A 14,997-nucleotide genomic window follows, 5' to 3' on the forward strand; every position below is an offset into this window, starting at 1 on the left:
TTTCCTCTCCTCTCCAAACACAGAATGGCGTCGCTTCTCAACGCCACCACTCTCAAACTAATATCTACTAATTCTGTAGATTAAAGGTATGGCCATGGCTTCGGTTACTGACATCGGTTTGGAGAGCGCCCCCAAGCGCACCGCGCCGCAAGACCTTCACCGCCTCAAAGTGGTCGAGGCACGTCATCCCTGGCGCGTCGCCGGAACCATTTTTGCGGCTGCCGTCATCCTCATCACGCTCCACTCGGTGTTCACCAACGAGCGCTGGGGTTGGCCGGTCTTCGCGGAATATTTCTTCTCCGCCCCAGTGCTTTCAGGCCTCGGGCGAACCCTGATGCTTACTGGCATTGCCGCCGTCATCGGCTTTATCCTTGGCGGCCTTCTGGCTTTCGCCCGGGTATCAAAGTCGCCGCTGCTCTCTGGGCTTTCCTGGGGCTATATCTGGCTCCTGCGCTCGATCCCGTTGATCGTGCTGCTGCTCGTGCTCAACAATCTTGGTTATCTCTACGCCAGCATCAACCTTGGCGTGCCCTTCACCGATATCCTCTGGGCCCAGTTCGATACCGTTCAGACGCTCAGCCCCTTCGCCGTCGCGATTATCGGTCTGAGCCTCAACCAAGCGGCATTCTCGTCCGAAATCATCCGCGGCGGCATTCTCTCTGTTGATCAGGGGCAGCATGAAGCCGCTGCCGCTCTTGGCCTCAGCAGTTGGCGCCAAGCAGTGCATATCGTCCTGCCGCAGGCCATGCGCGCCATTCTGCCTTCGGGCTTCAACGAAATCATCGGCTTGGCCAAGGCGACGTCCATCGTCTACGTGCTGGCGCTGCCCGAGCTGTTCTACACCGTGCAGGTGATCTACCGCCGCAATCTCGAGGTCATCCCGCTCCTGATGGTCGCGACCGTCTGGTACCTCGTGATCATGGTCGTGCTTTCGGGCTTCCAGTATCTCGTCGAGCAATATTATTCGCGCGGCGCCAAGCGCGAGGCTCTGCCGCCGCTGGTCGATCGCTTCTTCCGCGCCATTGGCTCCAAGGCGCCGGATGCAGCCCCCGCCGCGCCCGTGTCGGTGGTCGCCGATCGCAAGCCGCTTGCCGGTTTCGAAAGCGGCCGTATCGGTGGCGAAGTCTCGATCCACGGCGTCAACAAGTCCTTCGGCGCGCTCAAAGTGCTCGATAAGATCGACCTGACCGTGCATTCTGGCGAGGTCGTTGCCATCATCGGCCCATCGGGCGCCGGCAAATCGACGCTTCTGCGCACCATCAATCATCTGGAGCGCGTCGATGCCGGTATCGTCGCCATCGATGGCGAGCTCATCGGGTACGAACGTCGCGCTGATACGCTCTATGAACTCAAGGAGCCCGCCATTCGCCGCCGCCGCGCCGGTGTCGGCATGGTGTTCCAGAACTTCAATCTTTTTCCTCATCTCACGGCGCTGGAAAACGTTATCGAAGCGCCTGTGTCGGTGGCCGGCGTTCCAAAGGACGAAGCCCTGGCGCAGGGCAGGGACCTCCTCGCGCGGGTCGGACTTGCCGATAAGACCGACGCCTATCCCCGTCACCTCTCTGGCGGCCAACAGCAGCGCGTCGCCATCGCTCGCGCTCTGGCCCTGCGGCCAAAAGTTCTGCTCTTTGATGAGCCTACATCGGCACTCGATCCAGAGCTCGTCGGCGAAGTGCTCGACGTGATCAAGGAGCTGGCAAAATCCGGCACGACGCTCGTGATCGTCACCCATGAAATCGGCTTTGCCCGCGAAGTCGCCGACCGCATCGTCTTCATGGAAAACGGACGGATCCTAGAAATCGCGCCGCCGGAACGCCTCTTTAGCGCGCCCTCGCACAGCCGAACTCGCGAGTTCCTCGCTAAGGTTCTCTAGCCACCCCCAACTCTGCGCCCTCCTCCCTCTTTCCATGCCGGTCAGCGGCAGGATGGCGCACGTCCCGATCTCAACCCCGGTTTTATCATGCTTCTCAGACGTTCATTCATTATCGGCGCCACGGCGCTTCTTCTTGCCGCCTCGCCAGCTGCCGTCTTCGCTCAGGCCTTTGATCTCAGCCCCAATCCGCCAAGCCGGCTCCATGCCGAAAAGGTCGACGCAATCGCAGCGCTCCTGCCGGCCGATTTCGACTATGCCAAGGACGGCGTTCTCAGCATCGCCATCGCCGCCGGCGCCCCGCCGATTTCGACCTATGCCACCGATGGCGCAACGGTCGTCGGGTTCGATCCCGATCTCGGCCGGCTCGTCGGGGAGGTGCTCGGTCTTGAGGTCGAAATCGTACCTATCGCCTGGATCGATTGGCCGCTGGGTCTCAGCAGCAGCAAATATGATGCCGTCATTTCCAATGTCGGTGTGACCGAGGAGCGCAAGGAGAAGTTCGACTTCTCGACCTATCGCAAGGGCCTGCACGGTTTTTACGTCAAGGCGGATAGCCCGATCACCTCGATCAAGGAGCCCAAGGACATCGCGGGCCTCCGGATCATTACCGCATCGGGCACCAACCAGGAGCGCATCACGCTCGAATGGGATCGGATCAACCAGGAAGCGGGGCTCGCACCGGTCGAGATCCAATATTACGACGATGATGCCGCCTCGGACCTCGCCATCGCTTCCGGTCGCGCCGATGTCGAACTCAACCCCAACGGCCCGCTAGCCTATAAGGCGGCGCTGACCGGCAATACGAAACTGGTCGGCACGATCAGTTCCGGTTGGCCCAATCCGGCCGAGGTTGGCGTGACGACCCGCAAGGATAGTGGTCTTGCCAAACCTTTCACCGCCGCCATCAACCACCTCATCGAGACCGGTACTTACGCCGAGCTCCTCGAGCAGTGGAACCTGACGCCCGAAGGTGTCGAGCAATCTCAGACCAATCCACCGGGCCTGCCAAAACCCTGACCCAGTTCAGGGGCCGATCGACCCAACGACGATCGGTCCCTCGCGCGGGCGGTGGCTTCCCTCCTTCCCTGTTCCGCCCGCGCGCTTTCCTCAAGCGCACCTTTTCCGACACCTGGATGAAATCATGAAAGCTACTCTTCTTGCCGGCTTTGCCATTCTGGCGCTTGCGACTGCCGTGCACGCGGCCGAGTTCGATCTGAGCCCGGAGCAGCCGGCCCGCCTCAAGGCCGAACCCAACCAGGAAGCCATTGCGGCGATTCCGGCTGATTTCAAATTTGCTGCCGAAGGCAAGTTTACCGTCGCGGTTTCGCCTTGGGACCCACCGATCGCCACCTATGCGACGGACGGCCAAACGGTAGTAGGTGCCGACCCGGACCTCGCATCGCTAATCGCCGACTCCCTAGGCCTCGAGCTCAATCTCGTCGCCACCGCCTGGGCCGATTGGCCGCTCGGGGTCACTTCGGGCAAGTATGATGCGGTGATTTCCAACGTCACGGTCACCGAAGAGCGCAAGGAAAAGTTCGACTTTTCGAGCTACCGCCAGGACGTCGTAGGTTTTTATGTCCGCAACGATAGCCCCATCCAATCAATCACCGAGCCCAAGGATGTCGCGGGGCTAAAAGTCATCACCGGCGCCGGGACTAATCAGGAAAAGATCATCCTCGAATGGGATCGCCTCAACCAGGAAGCGGGCCTCGCACCGGTTGAAATCCAGTACTACGACGACTCCGCGGCCAGTACGCTTGCCTTGCAATCGGGCCGTGCCGATGTCGAGTTCAACCCCAATCCAACGCTGTCCTACTCCTCGGCGGTCAGCGGCGACACGCGCCTCGTCGGGATTCAGAGCGGTGGGTGGCCGGCAAAGGCGGAGATCGCGGCAACGACGCGCAAAGGGTCAGGTCTTGCAGAGGCCGTGACCATCGCCATCAATGGCCTGATCGAGAATGGCCTTTATGGCAAGACGCTCGAACGCTGGAACATCAGCGCCGAGGCCGTGGAACAATCCCAGAGCAATCCTCCAGGCCTGCCCAAGACCTGATGCATCAGAACGGCGGCCGGCGCGAGAGCCAGCCGCCACATGCACTCAACCTAAATGGAGTTCACATGGCGCATGACCGGCTTTTTCTGATCGACCCCGGCTTTGAGGTTACGGGTCGGGACGACGGACCTTTTGTCTGTCCGTTCTGCAATCAGATTGAAGGGCTGCTCGCCAGCTTTCCGCAGCTATCGCTCGATATCGAAGTGGTCCGGGTTGCCTTTCCGCGACCTCGCCGAGAGATCATGGCCTTGGTCGGCTAGGAAAACCAAGGGCTTCCGCTGCTGATCCTCGGCGATAATCCACCCGGTGATGCGCGCGTGGACGATGGTCTGCATTTTGTTTCCGACACCGAGCGCATTCTGGAATTGCTTGCCGAGCGGCATAGGTTTCCGCGGCTTCTCCGACCAGCGGCGGGGGCGAGCAAGGTCGCCTGAGCTCAGGCTGCGAAAGTGGCCTCAAGGCTCGTTGCCGAGCGTTTGGACAGCGTGCAGGCATGACGCTCGGCCGTGCCCTTGATGACCAATTCGAATTCGTCGGGGACGATCATAGGCAGGGAGACGGCAAACTCGGCGCCGCCGTCCCAGAGCGATCGGATGGTGCAATCATATGTCGATCGGCCGCCATCGAAGATGACCTGGCCGGCCTTGAGCACGCGGCGCCGGTTGGGCTTTGGTGGTTCGGTCGGCGCGTCCGACCCGCACACCTGGTTGCGGCCGGAGCGCTTGGCGACATAGAGCATCTGATCCGCGCGTTCGAGCAGCGTATCGAGATCGTCGCCCTCGCCGATGGTCGAGACGCCGAAGGATGCAGTGACTGCAATCGGCGGAAATGTCCCAGGAAAATCAAGCCCCTTGACGATGGCGCGGAGTTTTTCGGCGGTCGCCATCGCCGCCTTGTGCTCGGTGCGGGGCAGAATGATCGCGAATTCTTCGCCGCCGACGCGACCGACGAGATCGCTCTCACGCAACCCGTCCTTGAGGGCCTTTGCGACCGACGCCAGCACACGATCGCCTGCCGCATGGCCATAGGTGTCGTTCACCTGCTTGAAGTGGTCGATATCGAAAGCGATGCAACTGAGCGGCGCAGCATAGCGGACGGCGAGGGCAAGGTGTTTGCCGGCTTCATCCTTGAAGGCGCGCCGGCTCCTTGCGCCTGTCAGAACGTCCGTCGATGCCTCCTGTTGCAGCTCCAGTTCGTGCATGACGATGGCCGCAAGATGGGTGAGGATGGCGGTGTCGCGTTCGCTGAACTCGCGAGCGGTGCCGTCGATCGCGCAGACAGTGCCGATGGTCTGGCCGTCGCCTGTCGTGATCGGCGCACTGGCATAGAAGCGCACTTTGGGTCCGCCCGTGACATGCGCATTGTCGAAAAAGCGCTCGTCCTGACTGGCATCGGGCACGATCAGCGGCCTGCCCAGTTGCAGCGTGTGCTTGCAAAACGTGCTGTCGAGCGAGACTTCGGTATTCTCAAGGCCATCGACGGCCTTATACCACTGGCGATGGGCATCGATCATGGACACGATGCCGATCTCGACCCCGAAGATTAGTTTGATCAGGGCCGCAACGCGGTCAAAGACTATTTCTCCCGGCGTGTCCAAAATGCCAAGCCGCTCAAGGGCATCGAGCCGGTTGGGATCGGCGGCGGCTTGACGATAATCGGGGGTGAGGGATGTGGGCATAGTCTTGTCCTGACGCTACGGACATTGAAGTTTCGCCATCAAGGGCATGACGGCATTCTGCGCGCTGTCTGGGCCAAAAAATGTTCAGCGACAAGGGGCTGTGCGAATTTCCCTCCCTCTCAGACGGGCCGCACCTCGGCCAGTCTTTGTTCGGCATAATCATCCTTCCAGCAGACGGCAGCCTCCCATGCGGCAGAGGCTTGGGCCGCTGCATCACCCTCGGCGCCCTCCAACTTGCCGCCATTAAACGGCAGGACGAGATCGAGGAGGGGCACATCGACATGGGCTTCATCCCAATCGACAAGGCCGACCCGATCGCCTGTCATGAGGATATTGGCCGGGTTGTTGGGATTGCCGTGGACGACGCACATTTCGTGCCCCGCAAGACGGGCCCAAGCCGCGCGGCAGCGTTTGACGGCTTCGTCCGGCATGGCGGTGAGATCGATGCGGGTGCCGTGATTGGCGCGCAATAATTCGAGCGACGCCTTCCAGCCCGGGCGTTGAGGCCAATTCGCTGTCAGTCGATGAAGCGTGCGCAGCGTCTCGCCTACGCGCCGCCAATCGCTGGCATCGGCCGGTGGTCCGCCCTCGATAAAGGTCATCACCATCAGCCCATGCGCGAACGGGCGGCCATCTTTTGTTGGGATCGGTACCGGCACGGTCAGGCCGGCGCGATCGAGGTGCTGCAGCAGCGCGGCCTCCCAGGCGAGATCGTCATCGCTTCGCTTGCCCAGGCGCGCGACCGCGATTGTGCCGCCGATATCGACGCTCCACACATCGTTGGACGAGCCGCCGGTGAGCGGTTTTATCCGCGTCGCGTCCCAAAGTGTCAGCGCATCCCAACTCACTTGCGGTTCAAATCATCAGCCCTTGCTGGCGATGAGCATGCCACAGGATTGGAGGGCCGGGAATAAGTCGGGAGGCGGCGCGGAAAATGCCATGCGCCGGGGCGGGGATATCTGGTTACGGTTTGGGATCTTTCCGCGGGACGTCCTTGAGCTGATCCATGAGAAAAGCGTGGGTCGCCGCATTGGCGACGATCAGGGTGCCGGTCTTTTCAAAGACTTCCGGGCCGCGCCCCCACCAGTCGGTGACGATGCCGCCGGCCTCTTCGACGAGCAGAATCCCGGCGGCGGTGTCGACGAAGCCGGTTTCCTCAAAGTAGCCGGTGAGGCGCCCGCAGGCGACATAGGCGCAGGAATTGGCGGCGCTGCCGACGATGCGGACGGCGCCGGTCGGCGCGCGGATGGCGTCGAGCCGGCTATAGGCGCCGGGATAGAGCTGCAGGTTCGGTGTTGGGAGGCCTGTGCCGATGCACATCATGGCCACATCGGTCGAGCGGCTGACATGAAGGAGCTCGCCATTGAGAAAGGCGCCGCCGCCCTTGAGCGCGGTGAACATCTCGTCGGAGACGGGATTGTAGATGAGGCCGCACATGGTTTCGTTGCCCCGGCGGAGGGCGATGGTGATTGTATAATGCTGGCCATTGAGGAAATTGGTCGTCCCATCGATCGGATCGACGAGCCAGCGATGGGTCTCGTCATCACGTTCGGCCGGCGCGAACTCTTCGCCCGTCAGGCCCCAGGGATAGGCGGAAAGCAGGCGCTCGCGGATGAGGGTTTCGGAGTCGCGATCGGCATCGGAGACGAAGTCGCCCGGGCCTTTGACGCCGATTTCGAGATCGCGAAAGCGCGCGAAATGCTCAAGCGTCAGTGCGCCGGCTTCGCGGGCGGTGGCGACCATGTCGGCGAGAATGTTTGGGTAATCGTGGCTCATGAGGCAAAGGCTGCGGCGAGCCCCTCCGGATCGTCCGTCGTGATCTGATCGACTTTGAGCGCGAGAAGGCGCTCGATCAGCGGAATGGTTGAGGAATCGACCTGGCGTATGGTCCAGGCGTCGATGCGCTTGCCGGCCGCGTGGATGGGCGCGACGATATCGAAGCCGGACTTGTCCGCGGCGAGGACAATGTCATAGGCGAGGTAGATCATTTCCGCGTTTGGCGCGGTCGCCAGGGCCTCGGAAATGAAGGTTTGGTAGTCGCCGGTTGCTTGCAGCTTGGCGAGAGACTCCCCGTAGCAAGGGTCGTAACCGCTGCGCAGTTTCGGGGCCGAATTCGTTAGCATTCCGATAGCATCGAAGTCGCCGCCGGAGAGAATAAGGTAATCGGCGACAGGCGCTACACTCGCGCCGAAATTGGCGACGATACTTGGCGTGAGGGCGGCGTGGCCTTCCTTGAAATCGAGCTGCAGCAGTGCGTCGGGGTGCGGCTTCTCTTTGGAAAGAAGCGCACAGAGGTCTTCGAGCAGCATGACCTTGTCGGCGATCGGCTGGCCGTCATTGCCGCGAAGGTTCAGCTCGCGGAGGACGGGGGCCGGCGTTTCGCGGACGAGGCCCGTGCCGGTGGTTTCGGCATCGAGCGCGAAGTTATGAAGGATAGCGCAGCCGTGGTCGGCGTGGATAACGAGATCGACTTCGACACTGGCCCCAAGGCGCATGGCTTCGAGGATGCGGCTACCGGTGAACACCGGATCGGTCGGTTTGCGGCGGCCGCGATGCCATTTGATCCAAGTGCGGTGACCGTTCCGCTCAATGAAGAGAGGATCGCTCATGGGGCGCTCCGGAACACCTGGACATCGTCGCGATAGGCGGCGACGGCGCGGGGCATGAGATCGACGCCCTGACCGGGCTGGAATTGTCCGGGCTGATTGACCATGGCTTTGAGGCGCTTGCCGTCGGGCAGGTCGAAATCGACGAGGCCATGGGTGCCGTAATCGGTGACGCGATGGACTTTGCCGGCGCCGGGTTCGGCGGGAACGATATCGAGCGCTTCGGGGCGGACGGCGAGCGTGGCCGGGCCGTCGCCGATGGCGAGCGGATGGGAGAAACCGGCGCGGGTGAACTGGCCGTTGCTGACCGTGCCTTCGATGAGGTTCATCGTGCCGATGAAGCCGGCGACGAAGGGGGTCTGCGGGTTGCGATAGACGACGTCGGGGCGATCGATCTGCTCGGTGCGGCCATCGCGCATGACGACGATGCGATCAGCCATGGAGAGGGCTTCGTCCTGGCCGTGGGTCACGAAGAGCGTCGTGATGCCGACGCGCTGCTGGATGTCGCGGACTTCCTCGCGGAGGCGTTCACGCAAATGCTGGTCAAGGCTGGCAAAGGGTTCGTCGAGAAGGAGGATTTTTGGTTCGAGCACCAGCGAGCGAGCCAGGGCGACGCGCTGCTGCTGACCGCCGGAAAGCTGGGTGACGCGGCGCGAGCCATAGCCGCCGAGACCGACGAGCTCGAGCACGGCTTCGACGCGACGCTTGATTTCGTCTGCCGGGAGGCGGCGGAGTTTGAGGCCGAAGGCGAGGTTTTTGGCGACGTCCATGTGGGTCCAGAGCGCGTGGCTCTGAAACACCATGCCGGTCGGACGCTTTTCCGGCGGGGTGCGGGTGATGTCTTCGCCATCGATGGCGATGAGGCCCGAGGTCGGGGTTTCAAAGCCACCGACCATGCGGAGAAGGGTCGACTTGCCGGAACCCGATGGGCCGAGGAGGCAGACGAGTTCGCCGTCGGCGACTTCGAGGGAGAACGAGTCGACAGCCTTGGTGCCGCCGGGGAAGAGTTTTGTGACGTCTTTGATGGTGAGGACGGACATTTTTAGTTCCTAGGTCACGCGGTCGCGGGGAAGGGTCGCTGCGCGACTGGAGAACGGTGAGTTTGGCCACACCCCCTCCCGGCCTCCCCCATCAAAGGGGGAGGTGAAGGGACGGTGGTTTAGGCGAGAAGCTGCCTCAAACTGGATCGGACACCTCCCCCTTGATGGGGGAGGTTGGGAGGGGGTGTGCTGGACCATACTCACGCGCCAAACCCCTTGGCGAACGAACCGGAATTGACGACCCGCCTTGCAAACAAGAGGGCGATGAAGCTGGGGACCCAGAGCAAGACCGAGAGCACGGCGCCGTATTGGATGACGGGCTGGTTGTTGATGAAGGAAATCATCAGGACCGGGAGGGTGCGGACTTGCGGGGCACCGATGAGCCAGGCGCCTTCGGTTTCGTAGAAGGTGCCGACGAAACTGAGGAGAATGGCGGCGGCGATGGTCGGGCCGGCTTGTGGTAGGGTGATGGACCAGAAGACGCGGAAGGGTGAGGCGCCGACGTCGCGGGCGGCTTCTTCCATCTTGCGATCAACCGACTGGAAAGCGGCGACTGGGATCCAGATCATGAACAGCAGCGTGCCGACGAGCTGGATGAGGACGACGCCCCAGAATGTGCCGATGAGGTTCAGTTGCAAGAAAATGCCGGCGATGGCGACAAGAAGCCCGAACTTTGGGAAGGCGTGCCCGGCGAGAAACGAAAAGAACAGAATATCGCGGCCGGGAAAGTCGAGGCGGGCAAAGGCATAGGCAGCCGGCAGGCAGATGACGGCGGAGAGCACCGTCACCGTGGTGGCGAGCGTCAGGCTCATGGTGATCGAGGACCAGACATCGGCGCGGGCCAGGGTCTGGTACCAGAATTTGAGTCCGAATTCCTGCGGGATGACCGAAGGAAAGCGCCAGACATTGGTGAAGGCCCAGGTGCCGACGACGAGGAGCGGGGCGACGATGACGAGGGTCAGGACGACGGCGAAAAAGATGCCGGTCCAGTCGATCGGCGCTCTGATTTTTACAGCGGTGCTCATGTCAGGGCGTCCTGTTCTTGGCGACGGAGCGCACATAGAAGAGCCCGAAGACGATGCAGAAGCCGAAGGTAATCACGGCCTGGGTGATGGCATTTGTCGGATCGAAAAGATCGCGGAAGGTGCGCTGCATGAAGGGGCCCATCATTTCCGGAGCGGCAGGACCGAGCACATAGGGCAGGGTGAAGGCCGAGAAGATGCCGAGCACGGCAAAGGAAATGGCGACAAGGATGGAATTGGAAATGCGCGGCAGGATGATGTGCCAGAGGAGCGCGAAGCGCCCCGCGCCGACATCGCGTGCGGCCTCAATCGCCTGATTGGACACATTGCCGAGGCCTGAAAGAAGGATCAGGACGGTCAGCGGGATATTGTCCCAGACAAGACCGATTACCGGACCCCAGGGGGTCAAATAGGGCGATTTGATCTTGGGGAGACCTACCGAATTGAGGAGCAGATCGACGGTGCCGTTTGGCCCCAGCACGCGGATAAACGCGAAGCTGAGAATGATGGAGGGCACGAACATCGGGAAGATGGCGAGGCCCTGCACATAGGCGGCGATCTTGGAATTGGAAAAGCGCAGGTAAAGCGCGATGGGCAGGCAGATCACGAGGAGCAGCACGGCGCAGACGCCGGTGGTCCAGAGCGTGATGGCAAGGTTCGCCCGGCTATAGGGATCGCTGACGAAGAACTCGTAGCTCTCCGCCGAAAAGGTGCGGCCGCCATCGGGCGTCGGCAACCAGAGCGTCTGAATCACCGCCGAAATGATCGGCCAGATGATGAGCCAGAGAACGAGGAGAACGGGCACGGCCACGAGCAAGAGGCCGATCGGCCTCTTGCGTTGGGTGGGTGCGGGCGCGAGGGCGCCCGCTTCTGTCGATGTCACGAGGCAGGGTCCACATTCGGTGCAACGGCGCGGTACCAGCCATCATTGATGGCAGTTTCCCACTTGCCGCCCGGGAAGGTCGGGATCGATTCCGGAATGATGTCGGCGAAGCGTTCACGCAGGTCAGCTGCGACATAGTCCCAGGAGACGCCGGGGAAGCCGCCGAGTTCGGTGAGAATGGCGGACTGGATTTCCTCGGTGAGGAGGAAGTCGGCGAGCTTGAGGGCGGCATCCTTGTTGGCGCCGTTCGAGAGCACGGCGATATAGGTGAAGCCGCCGGGAAGGCCGAGATCCTGCAGCTGGACGAGGCCGGTGGTTTCCGGCAGCACGCCCTGCTCGATGGCCGAGAGGGCCTGATCGGACCAGGCCGGGATCATGGTGACGGCCGACTGGCCGAGCAGCTGCAGCGACTGGGTATTGCCCGAAGTATAGGCGCCGTTCTCAAAGAGCGACGGGGCGAGGTCGTTGAGCATGGCCCAGGCGGGGGTCAGGGCTTCTTCGGCAAATTCAGGGGTGAAATTGTCGACGGTGAATTTCTTGGGGTCATTGCCATTGGCTTCGAAAATGGCGCGACGGACGAAATTGCCACCCGAGCCGCCCTTGTTGGGACGGTTGTAGATGAACTGGCCCGGATTGGCCTTGATCCAGGTGACGAGATCGGCCCAGGTCTTGGGCACATTGGCCGGATCGAGCTTGGTCGTGTCATAGGCGAGGAGTACCTGCGACCCGCGATAGGGGAGGCGGGTCGGAATGTCGTTGGCGAGCGGATTGACCTTGGAATAGTTCGAAAGGCCAGCGGCGGAGAAATCAACGAAGAGGCCCTTGTCGATGGCCCCGGCATTGACGCGGGTGTCGTAGCCTTCGAAAAGATCGGCCTGCGGATCGGCGCCGCTCGCGAGGGCGGCAAGGGCACGGTCGCCGATGGCAGCAACGCCGGGGCCGTCGCCACCGTCAACGAGATTGAGCGTGATGCCGGAATTGGCGGCTTCGAATTTCGGTTTTACCACATTGGTCCAGAAGTCGATGACGTTCTGGTCCGAAGTGAAATAGACGTCGATCACGCCTTCGGCAGCGAAGGTCATGCGGGGCATCAGGGTCACGCCAGCCGAAATAGCGGCGGCGGAAATCAGGAAATGGCGGCGTTTCATCATACTCTCCCGTGTCGGCAGCTCAGGGCGAGCTAACCTTCGCTCTCGCTGGCGACGGAGTCCATGAACCGGCACGCTGGCCGATCAGCGGATGCGCGGCCAGCTCGCATCCACCCAACTCATGGGCTCCCCTCCTCATTGCGGCAGCGTGCGGAAGACAGCCCAATCTTTTGCCGGGTCAATCTTGTGCATCGTTGCAGCACCAGACAACACCGAAAGATGCTTGCACACAAGTGCAATTCCATCTCTTTCGGCTGTGCTCAATATTTTGCTTGGGTAACGCTTTGATGACAGTGAAAGGCTGCGCACGTGTGCAAGGTGTTTCCGTCTGTGCAGCACCCTTTTTAGAGTGCTGAGGCTCTTATACTTTTTCGCCAGATCGGGACGGGCTGAAAAATGCGGCGGCCGGGGACAACCGGCACTGGTGCAGCCAAAAGGTCGACCACGTGATCGCCCATTTCGGCAAAGGGCTGAGCGAAGGTGGTGAGCTTATACGATTCCCAGGCGCCCTCTTCGATATCGTCGAACCCGACAAGGCAAAGCTGATCGGGGAGGGTGAGGCCGAACTCGTGGCGGGCCGCATCCATGAAACCGAGCGCGAGCAGATCGGTGACGCAGAAGACGCCATCGGGACCATCGGAGCGGCCGAAGAGGCGCCGCGCACTTTCATAGCCCGAGGCATAGGTAGTGGGGCCGGCAGCCATGACGGTGACCGGGAGGCCGGCGGCTTCGGCGACGGCGACGAAGACGCGTTCGCGCTCGATGAGGCTTGCGGTATGGGCAGTAGAAGTGACGAGGGCAAGGTGTTTGCAGCCGGCGCGGCGGAGGAGAAAGAAGGCCTCGCGGCCGGCCATTTCATTGTCGACACCGAGATTGTGGCAGCCGGTCAGCGGGTCGTCGCGATTGATGAGGACGACCTGTTGGCCATTGGTGAGGCTCGTTTCGATGAGCTTTGCCGACGGCGTACCGGAAAGAAAGACGGTGGCATCGGCGCGATAGTTTAGGGTCTGCCGCATGGCCGAGGCGACGCTTTGCTCGTCCGTGCCGGTATTGATGACCATGGTCACCTTGCCGGCGGCCTGCAATTTGCGGGTTAAGACGTCGATCAGCCGGGCACGGATGGGCGTCGTCATGTCGGCGACGACGAGGCAGACGATATTGCTGCGTTCGCGCAGACCCCGGGCGAGGTGATTGACGTGGTAGCCAAGCTCACCGGCCGCTTCGAGGACCTTGCGGCGGGTTTCCTCGGAAACGCTGGCGCCATCGGTAAAGGTGCGGGAAACGGCGGAGCGGGAAACGCCGGCGCGCTCGGCGACGGTGCGCGCGCTGACGAAGGGGCGGCGTTCCTCAGTCATGATCGCGGGCCTCGAGTGTCGGGCCCGCGATGTTGCTTTCATTCCACGCCCCGTCAAGAGGCGTTGGTGATCAGTACTTGATCACCGAGCGGATCGACTTGCCTTCATGCATGAGATCGAAGGCGTGGTTGATTTCATCGAGCCCCATCGTGTGGGTGACGAAGGGTTTGAGGTCGATCTTGCCACTCATGGCGTCTTCGACCATGCCGGGAAGCTGGCTGCGGCCCTTGACGCCGCCGAAGGCGGTGCCCATCCACTTGCGGCCGGTGACAAGCTGGAAGGGGCGGGTGGAGATTTCCTGGCCGGCGCCGGCAACGCCGATGATGATCGACTGGCCCCAGCCGCGATGGGCGGATTCGAGGGCGGCGCGCATGACGTTGACATTGCCGATGCACTCGAAGGAGTGGTCGACACCCCAGCCGGTCATTTCGACGATCACCTGCTGGATCGGCTTGTCGTGATCCTTGGGGTTGATGCAGTCAGTGGCGCCAAACTCGCGGGCGAGATCGAATTTGCCCGGATTGGTGTCGATGGCAAAGATGCGGCTGGCCTTGGCCTGGCGCGCCCCCTGGATGACGGCAAGGCCGATACCGCCGAGACCGAAAACGGCGACGGTGTCGCCTTCCTGCACCTTGGCCGTGTTGTGAACAGCGCCGATGCCGGTGGTGACGCCGCAGCCGAGAAGGCAGACGTGCTCGTGATTGGCTTCGGGGTTGATCTTGGCGAGGGAGACTTCGGCGACGACCGTATATTCGGAGAAAGTCGAGCAGCCCATATAGTGGTAGAGCGGCTCGCCATTATAGGAAAAGCGCGTGGTGCCATCGGGCATCACGCCCTTGCCCTGTGTGGCGCGGACCGACGTGCAGAGATTGGTCTTGCCCGACTTGCAGAAGAGGCATTCGCCGCATTCGGCAGTGTAGAGTGGGATGACGTGGTCGCCGGGTTTTACCGAGGTGACGCCTTCGCCGACTTCGATAACGACGCCCGCGCCTTCATGGCCTAGAACGACGGGAAAGAGCCCTTCCGGGTCATCGCCTGAGAGTGTGAAAGCGTCCGTGTGGCAGACGCCGGTATCGGTGATTTTGATCAGCACCTCGCCCTTCTCGGGCGGAGCGACGTCGATCTCGACGATTTCAAGCGGCTTTCCTGGCGCAAAGGCGACGGCGGCGCGGGATTTCATGGCTGGCTTCCTCAAGTCGGTCTTGATCGTGAGGTACAAGCCCATGCTCCGGGGTGCAAGTCACCGCAAGAGTGGCTTCATCTGCGGCAAGTCGGCGCATCGAAAGCGGCGCAAAGCCAGCAAAACAGCCGATCAAAACACCGAGAGTCCTGAGAT

General features: G+C 61.9%; 13 protein-coding genes and 1 pseudogene. 4 read left to right on the top strand and 10 right to left on the bottom strand.

Annotated features, from left to right (window positions below):
* The first annotated feature begins 94 nt into the window (after nucleotides 1-94).
* The 4 genes and pseudogenes from DevBK_RS15280 to DevBK_RS15295 all read left to right on the top strand — a co-directional run bounded on the left by DevBK_RS15280 (nucleotide 95) and on the right by DevBK_RS15295 (nucleotide 4,363).
* On the top strand, nucleotides 95-1,873 hold the full coding sequence (locus DevBK_RS15280) for an amino acid ABC transporter permease/ATP-binding protein (RefSeq protein ID WP_317186059.1): 1,779 nt from the start codon (nucleotides 95-97) through the stop codon (nucleotides 1,871-1,873).
* Between the two features lie 87 nt (nucleotides 1,874-1,960).
* Nucleotides 1,961-2,890: an ABC transporter substrate-binding protein gene (locus tag DevBK_RS15285; RefSeq protein ID WP_317186060.1), complete on the top strand. Its 930-nt coding sequence runs from the start codon at nucleotides 1,961-1,963 to the stop codon at nucleotides 2,888-2,890.
* Between the two features lie 124 nt (nucleotides 2,891-3,014).
* Nucleotides 3,015-3,929, top strand: coding sequence for an ABC transporter substrate-binding protein (locus DevBK_RS15290; protein WP_317186061.1), 915 nt, complete (start codon nucleotides 3,015-3,017; stop codon nucleotides 3,927-3,929).
* A gap of 65 nt (nucleotides 3,930-3,994) precedes the next feature.
* Nucleotides 3,995-4,363 (top strand): annotated as a pseudogene (locus DevBK_RS15295) (DUF3088 domain-containing protein).
* A gap of 2 nt (nucleotides 4,364-4,365) precedes the next feature.
* Here DevBK_RS15295 and DevBK_RS15300 read toward each other — a convergent pair.
* The 10 genes from DevBK_RS15300 to DevBK_RS15345 form a co-directional block, all read right to left on the bottom strand.
* The gene (locus DevBK_RS15300) at nucleotides 4,366-5,607 is read right to left on the bottom strand and encodes a sensor domain-containing diguanylate cyclase (protein WP_317186062.1); all 1,242 of its coding nucleotides are present in this window, start codon (nucleotides 5,605-5,607) and stop codon (nucleotides 4,366-4,368) included.
* A gap of 119 nt (nucleotides 5,608-5,726) precedes the next feature.
* Complete coding sequence (locus DevBK_RS15305; RefSeq protein ID WP_317186063.1) at nucleotides 5,727-6,455, bottom strand: phosphotransferase enzyme family protein; 729 nt, start codon at nucleotides 6,453-6,455, stop codon at nucleotides 5,727-5,729.
* A 115-nt stretch (nucleotides 6,456-6,570) separates the two neighbouring features.
* Nucleotides 6,571-7,383, bottom strand: coding sequence for an inositol monophosphatase (locus DevBK_RS15310; RefSeq protein WP_317186064.1), 813 nt, complete (start codon nucleotides 7,381-7,383; stop codon nucleotides 6,571-6,573).
* Entirely contained in the window at nucleotides 7,380-8,216 is an 837-nt protein-coding gene (locus DevBK_RS15315; protein WP_317186065.1) for a glycerophosphodiester phosphodiesterase, read from the bottom strand. Before DevBK_RS15315 ends, DevBK_RS15310 begins: the two co-directional genes overlap by 4 nt.
* Entirely contained in the window at nucleotides 8,213-9,253 is a 1,041-nt protein-coding gene (locus DevBK_RS15320; RefSeq protein WP_317186066.1) for an ABC transporter ATP-binding protein, read from the bottom strand. The genes DevBK_RS15315 and DevBK_RS15320 overlap by 4 nt, the downstream gene beginning before the upstream one ends.
* A gap of 200 nt (nucleotides 9,254-9,453) precedes the next feature.
* Nucleotides 9,454-10,278 carry an ABC transporter permease gene (locus DevBK_RS15325; protein ID WP_317186067.1) on the bottom strand — a complete coding sequence of 275 codons (825 nt, stop codon included), beginning with the start codon at nucleotides 10,276-10,278 and terminating at the stop codon, nucleotides 9,454-9,456.
* A gap of 1 nt (nucleotide 10,279) precedes the next feature.
* Nucleotides 10,280-11,158 carry an ABC transporter permease gene (locus DevBK_RS15330; RefSeq protein WP_061911646.1) on the bottom strand — a complete coding sequence of 293 codons (879 nt, stop codon included), beginning with the start codon at nucleotides 11,156-11,158 and terminating at the stop codon, nucleotides 10,280-10,282.
* The gene (locus DevBK_RS15335) at nucleotides 11,155-12,306 is read right to left on the bottom strand and encodes an extracellular solute-binding protein (protein ID WP_317186068.1); all 1,152 of its coding nucleotides are present in this window, start codon (nucleotides 12,304-12,306) and stop codon (nucleotides 11,155-11,157) included. The genes DevBK_RS15330 and DevBK_RS15335 overlap by 4 nt, the downstream gene beginning before the upstream one ends.
* Nucleotides 12,307-12,650: 344 nt before the next feature.
* Nucleotides 12,651-13,661: a substrate-binding domain-containing protein gene (locus DevBK_RS15340; protein WP_317186069.1), complete on the bottom strand. Its 1,011-nt coding sequence runs from the start codon at nucleotides 13,659-13,661 to the stop codon at nucleotides 12,651-12,653.
* 70 nt (nucleotides 13,662-13,731) lie between these two features.
* Nucleotides 13,732-14,841 (bottom strand): S-(hydroxymethyl)glutathione dehydrogenase/class III alcohol dehydrogenase, encoded by a 1,110-nt coding sequence (locus tag DevBK_RS15345; protein ID WP_317186070.1) that lies wholly within the window; start codon nucleotides 14,839-14,841, stop codon nucleotides 13,732-13,734.
* Between the last annotated feature and the right edge of the window lie 156 nt (nucleotides 14,842-14,997).

This window comes from Devosia sp. BK (assembly GCF_032907385.1).
In the GTDB taxonomy this organism is placed as follows: Bacteria; Pseudomonadota; Alphaproteobacteria; order Rhizobiales; family Devosiaceae; genus Devosia.

Coding starts and splice junctions, on each gene's coding strand:
- DevBK_RS15325 (WP_317186067.1), bottom strand. CDS start 10,278: ATGAGCACCGCTGTAAAAATCAGAGCGCCGATCGACTGGACCGGCATC.
- DevBK_RS15320 (WP_317186066.1), bottom strand. CDS start 9,253: ATGTCCGTCCTCACCATCAAAGACGTCACAAAACTCTTCCCCGGCGGC.
- DevBK_RS15300 (WP_317186062.1), bottom strand. CDS start 5,607: ATGCCCACATCCCTCACCCCCGATTATCGTCAAGCCGCCGCCGATCCC.
- DevBK_RS15340 (WP_317186069.1), bottom strand. CDS start 13,661: ATGACTGAGGAACGCCGCCCCTTCGTCAGCGCGCGCACCGTCGCCGAG.
- DevBK_RS15310 (WP_317186064.1), bottom strand. CDS start 7,383: ATGAGCCACGATTACCCAAACATTCTCGCCGACATGGTCGCCACCGCC.
- DevBK_RS15335 (WP_317186068.1), bottom strand. CDS start 12,306: ATGAAACGCCGCCATTTCCTGATTTCCGCCGCCGCTATTTCGGCTGGC.
- DevBK_RS15280 (WP_317186059.1), top strand. CDS start 95: ATGGCTTCGGTTACTGACATCGGTTTGGAGAGCGCCCCCAAGCGCACC.
- DevBK_RS15315 (WP_317186065.1), bottom strand. CDS start 8,216: ATGAGCGATCCTCTCTTCATTGAGCGGAACGGTCACCGCACTTGGATC.
- DevBK_RS15290 (WP_317186061.1), top strand. CDS start 3,015: ATGAAAGCTACTCTTCTTGCCGGCTTTGCCATTCTGGCGCTTGCGACT.
- DevBK_RS15285 (WP_317186060.1), top strand. CDS start 1,961: ATGCTTCTCAGACGTTCATTCATTATCGGCGCCACGGCGCTTCTTCTT.
- DevBK_RS15345 (WP_317186070.1), bottom strand. CDS start 14,841: ATGAAATCCCGCGCCGCCGTCGCCTTTGCGCCAGGAAAGCCGCTTGAA.